The organism is Mesorhizobium sp. M7A.F.Ca.CA.001.08.2.1 (assembly GCF_003998455.1).
In the GTDB taxonomy this organism is placed as follows: domain Bacteria; phylum Pseudomonadota; class Alphaproteobacteria; order Rhizobiales; family Rhizobiaceae; genus Mesorhizobium; species Mesorhizobium ciceri.
In genome coordinates this window covers 1-4,574 of record NZ_RZPW01000520.1, presented here as the reverse complement: position 1 = coordinate 4,574, position 4,574 = coordinate 1, and the positions used below count along the sequence as shown (strand labels likewise).

Below are 4,574 nucleotides of genomic sequence, written 5' to 3'. Positions count from 1 at the left end.
CGGTCACGAGAAGGGCGCCTTCACCGGCGCGCAGAATCGCTCGACCGGACGCTTCGAGCAGGCTGAAGGCGGCACACTGTTCCTCGATGAAATCGGCGACATGCCGATGGAGGCGCAGACCCGCCTGCTGCGCGTGCTCCAACAGGGCGAATACACGACGGTTGGCGGACGCACGCCGATCAAGACCGACGTGCGCATCGTCGCCGCCACCAACAAGGATCTGCGCACCCTGATCAACCAGGGGCTTTTTCGCGAGGATCTGTTCTATCGCCTCAACGTGGTGCCGCTCCGGCTGCCCGCGCTGCGTGAGCGCTCCGAGGATGTGCCCGACCTTGTCCGCCACTTCTTCAAGCTCGGCGAAATGGAAGGCCTGCAGACCAAGCGCATTTCTTCCGGCGGCATCGAGTTGATGAAGCGCTATCCGTGGCCGGGCAATGTGCGCGAACTGGAAAACCTGGTTCGCAGGCTCGCCGCGCTCTATTCGCAGGACGAGATTTCCGCCGAGATCATTGAGGCCGAGCTCAAGACCGGCGAACGTCCCGTGGTGCCGGGTGGCGGCAACCTCATTCCCGACGATTTGTCGATCGGCCAGGCGGTCGAGCACTTCCTGCAACGCTATTTCGCCTCGTTTGCCGGCGATTTGCCACCTGCCGGGCTTTATCAACGCATCCTGTCCGAGGTCGAGTTTCCACTCGTCCTGGCCTCAATGACGGCAACCCGCGGCAACCAGATCAAGGCCGCGGAACTGCTTGGCTTGAACCGCAACACGCTGCGCAAGAAGATCCGCGAACTTGGCGTCAACGTCTACAAATCGTCGCGCCAGGGCTGAGCCTTTGATCTGAGCCCGCGCTCTTTTCAGGGGATCGGCTCGCGAAAGATTTCCGTCTCGGTCACACTTGTTGCATAATCGCCACAATGCGTTGCATACATCCGACGCAATCATGGCACTAGACGGCGACATGGCTCCGCAGGCACCGACCACAAACCAACCGCTTTTCAGCGAACCCGGCGCTCGTGACGGGCGCCGGCTGCTTGCGCTGCCAGGCGTGATCGCGGTTGTCGGCGCGCTGATGACGGCGGCGATCTCGTTCACCATCCTCGTTGGCGCCACGCCGATCACACCGAACGAGTCGACGACGCTGGCGTTGATTGCCCTCAACGCGGCTTTCGTCTTGATTCTTATCGCGCTGGTCGGGCGTGAGGTGCACCGCATCCTGATGGCGCGCCGGCATGGCAAGGCCGCTTCGCGGCTGCATGTGCGCATTGTCGCCATGTTCGCCCTGGTTGCCGCCATTCCGGCCATCATGGTGGCCATCATCGCGTCGATCACGCTCGACATCGGCCTCGACCGCTGGTTCGAGATCCGCACCAAGACGATCGTCAATTCGTCGCTGTCGATCGCCGACGCCTATGTTCAGGAAAATGCCCGCAACCTGCAGGGTACGACACTGTCCATGGCCTATGATCTCGATGCGTCACGCACACTCTACGGCCTTGATCGTACCGGCTTTCTCGACCTGATGAACAAGGAAGCCGTGGGCCGTTCGCTGGCTCATGCGGCGCTGATCAAACCTGACGGCTCTTTCGTCATGAGCGCCAAGACCGACACGGATTTTGCCATGCCTGAGCCGCCGGAAGGCGCCGTGGCCAGCGCTGCCGACGGCAAGCCGGTGCTGATCGAGCCGAAAACGCGCAACATCATGGGCGCCATCGTCAAGCTGCGCGAGATCGAAGGGCTCTATCTCTATACCATTCGCCTCGTCGATCCCGAGGTCATCAAGGCACGCCAGATCGTCAGGTCCAACACCGATGAATATCGGGGGCTGGAAGACAACCGCCGCACCTCGCAGGTGGCCTTCGCGCTGCCCTATCTGTCGCTGACGCTGATCATCATCCTGTCCGCGATCTGGACCGGCATTGCGGTCGCCGACCGTCTGGTGCGGCCCATTCGCCAGCTCATCGGCGCCGCCGACGAAGTGGCGACCGGCAATCTCGACGTCGCGGTTCCGGTCAGGCCCTCGGACGGCGATGTCGCCTCGCTCGGCGATACGTTCAACAAGATGCTTCTCGAACTGAAATCGCAGCGCAACGAGATCCTGTCGGCCAAGGACCTGATCGACGAGAGGCGACGCTTCTCCGAAGCCGTGCTTGCCGGCGTTACTGCCGGCGTCATCGGCGTCGATCCCTACGGCATCGTCACCATCGTCAACCGCTCGGCCGAAGCGATGCTGGCCATATCCGCCAGCGCAGCCCTTGGGCAGAACCTTTCCGCCGTGCTGCCGCATGTCGGCCGCGTCTTCGAAATCGGCCGCAAGTCCGGCAAACCCGTCTATCGCGAGCAGGTGACCTTCTACCGCGCCGGCGCCGAGCGGACCTTCAACGTTCAGATCACCATCGAGGCCGGCGATGACGGCTCGGAGGAAAAGTCCTATGTCGTGACGGTTGACGACATCACCGACCTGGTCCAGGCGCAGCGCTCGTCGGCTTGGGCGGATGTGGCGCGGCGTATCGCCCACGAGATCAAGAACCCGCTGACGCCGATCCAGCTCTCGGCCGAACGCATCAAGCGCCGCTATGGCAAGGTGATTACCGAGGACCGCGAGGTTTTCGACCAGTGCACCGACACCATCATCCGGCAGGTCGAGGATATCGGCCGCATGGTCGACGAATTCTCGGCTTTCGCGCGCATGCCGAAGCCCGAGATGAAGGCCATAGATCTGCGCGAATCGCTGCGCGAGGCCTCGTTCCTGGTCGAGGTCAGCCGCGCCGACATCACCTTCGAGCGGATCTTCGGCAGCGAGCCGCTGAAGGGCACGTTCGACAGCCGGCTGATGGCGCAGGCTTTCGGCAATGTGATCAAGAACGCCGCCGAGGCAATCGACGGATTGGAACAGAAGGATGGTTCGCACGGCATAATCCGGATTCAGGCCGGGCGCCAGAATGGTGTGATTCGAATCGACGTCATCGACAATGGCAAAGGCCTGCCGCGCGAGAATCGCCAACGGCTGCTCGAGCCCTACATGACCACACGCGAGAAGGGCACCGGACTTGGCCTCGCTATCGTCAAGAAGATCGTGGAGGACCATGGTGGCAGGCTGGAACTACACGATGCTCCTGCGGACTTCCACGATGGGCGCGGCGCGATGATCAGCATCATCCTGCCGCCTGCGGCCGCAACGGCTCCGCGCGGCGAAAGCAGGGCGGAAAACGAAAGAGAAACTGAAAAGGTCGGTAATGGCGTCTGATATTCTCATCGTCGATGACGAGGAAGACATCCGTGAACTCGTCGCGGGCATACTGAGCGACGAAGGTCACGAAACCCGCACGGCATTCGATGCCGACAGCGCGCTCGCTGCTATAGCTGATCGCGCGCCGCGGCTGATTTTCCTCGACATCTGGCTGCAGGGCTCGCGTCTCGACGGGCTGGCGCTGCTCGACGAGATCAAGACGATGCATCCGACCTTGCCGGTGGTGATGATTTCCGGCCACGGCAACATCGAAACGGCGGTCTCCGCCATCCGTCGCGGCGCCTATGACTTCATCGAAAAACCGTTCAAGGCCGACAGGCTGATCCTTATTGCCGAACGTGCGCTCGAGACCTCGAAGTTGCGGCGCGAGGTTTCCGACCTCAAGCTGCGCAGCGGCGAAACCTTCGATCTGATCGGCATGTCGTCGGCGATGAGCCAGTTGCGTCAGACCATCGAACGCGTCGCGCCGACCAACAGCCGCGTGATGATCATCGGCCCGTCTGGCTCGGGCAAAGAACTGGCCGCGCGCGCCATCCACACGCTGTCGGCGCGCAAGGGCGCGCCTTTCGTGACGCTGAGCGCCGCCAACATCACGCCCGAGCGTATGGAGATCGAACTGTTCGGCACCGAATCGAATGGCGTCGAACGCAAGGTCGGCGCGCTCGAGGAGGCCCATCGCGGCATCCTCTACATCGACGAGGTGGCCGACATGCCGCGCGAGACGCAGAATAAGATCCTGCGCGTGCTGGTCGAACAACAGTTCGAGCGGGTAGGGGGAACCAAGCGGGTCAAGGTCGATGTCCGCATTATCTCCTCGACCTCGCAGAACCTCGAAGCGATGATCGCCGACGGTCGTTTCCGCGAGGATCTTTACCACCGCCTGGCGGTGGTTCCGGTCATCGTCCCGGGACTGGCCGAGCGGCGAGAGGATATTCCCTACCTCGTCGACAACTTCATGAAGCAGATCGCCCGCCAGGCCGGCATCAAGCCGCGCCGCATCGGCGACGACGCGCTGGCCGTGCTGCAGGCGCACAACTGGCCGGGCAACGTTCGCCAGCTGCGCAACAATGTCGAGCGCCTGATGATCCTGGCGCGCGGCGACGACGTCGATGCGCCGATCACCGCCGATCTGTTGCCGGCCGAGATCGGCGATGTCATGCCGCGCACGCCGAATCAATCCGACCAGCACATCATGGCGCTGCCGTTGCGCGAAGCGCGTGAGCAGTTCGAGAAGGACTACCTGATCGCCCAGATCAACCGGTTCGGCGGCAACATCTCGAAAACCGCCGAGTTCATCGGCATGGAGCGCTCCGCACTGCACCGCAA

3 protein-coding genes are annotated in these 4,574 nt (G+C 62.7%); all 3 read left to right on the top strand.

All coding sequences use genetic code 11. The features are described from left to right. Positions 1-829: sigma 54-interacting transcriptional regulator (locus EN914_RS25290; protein ID WP_164778894.1), on the top strand; the 829-nt coding region annotated here is incomplete at its 5' end. Between the two features lie 130 nt (positions 830-959). Continuing rightward, positions 960-3,245, top strand: coding sequence for a PAS domain-containing sensor histidine kinase (locus tag EN914_RS25285; RefSeq protein ID WP_024505196.1), 2,286 nt, complete (start codon positions 960-962; stop codon positions 3,243-3,245). Then, positions 3,235-4,574 (top strand): sigma-54 dependent transcriptional regulator (locus EN914_RS25280; protein ID WP_164778893.1); only part of this gene is annotated, 1,340 nt, incomplete at its 3' end. The genes EN914_RS25285 and EN914_RS25280, both read left to right, overlap by 11 nt.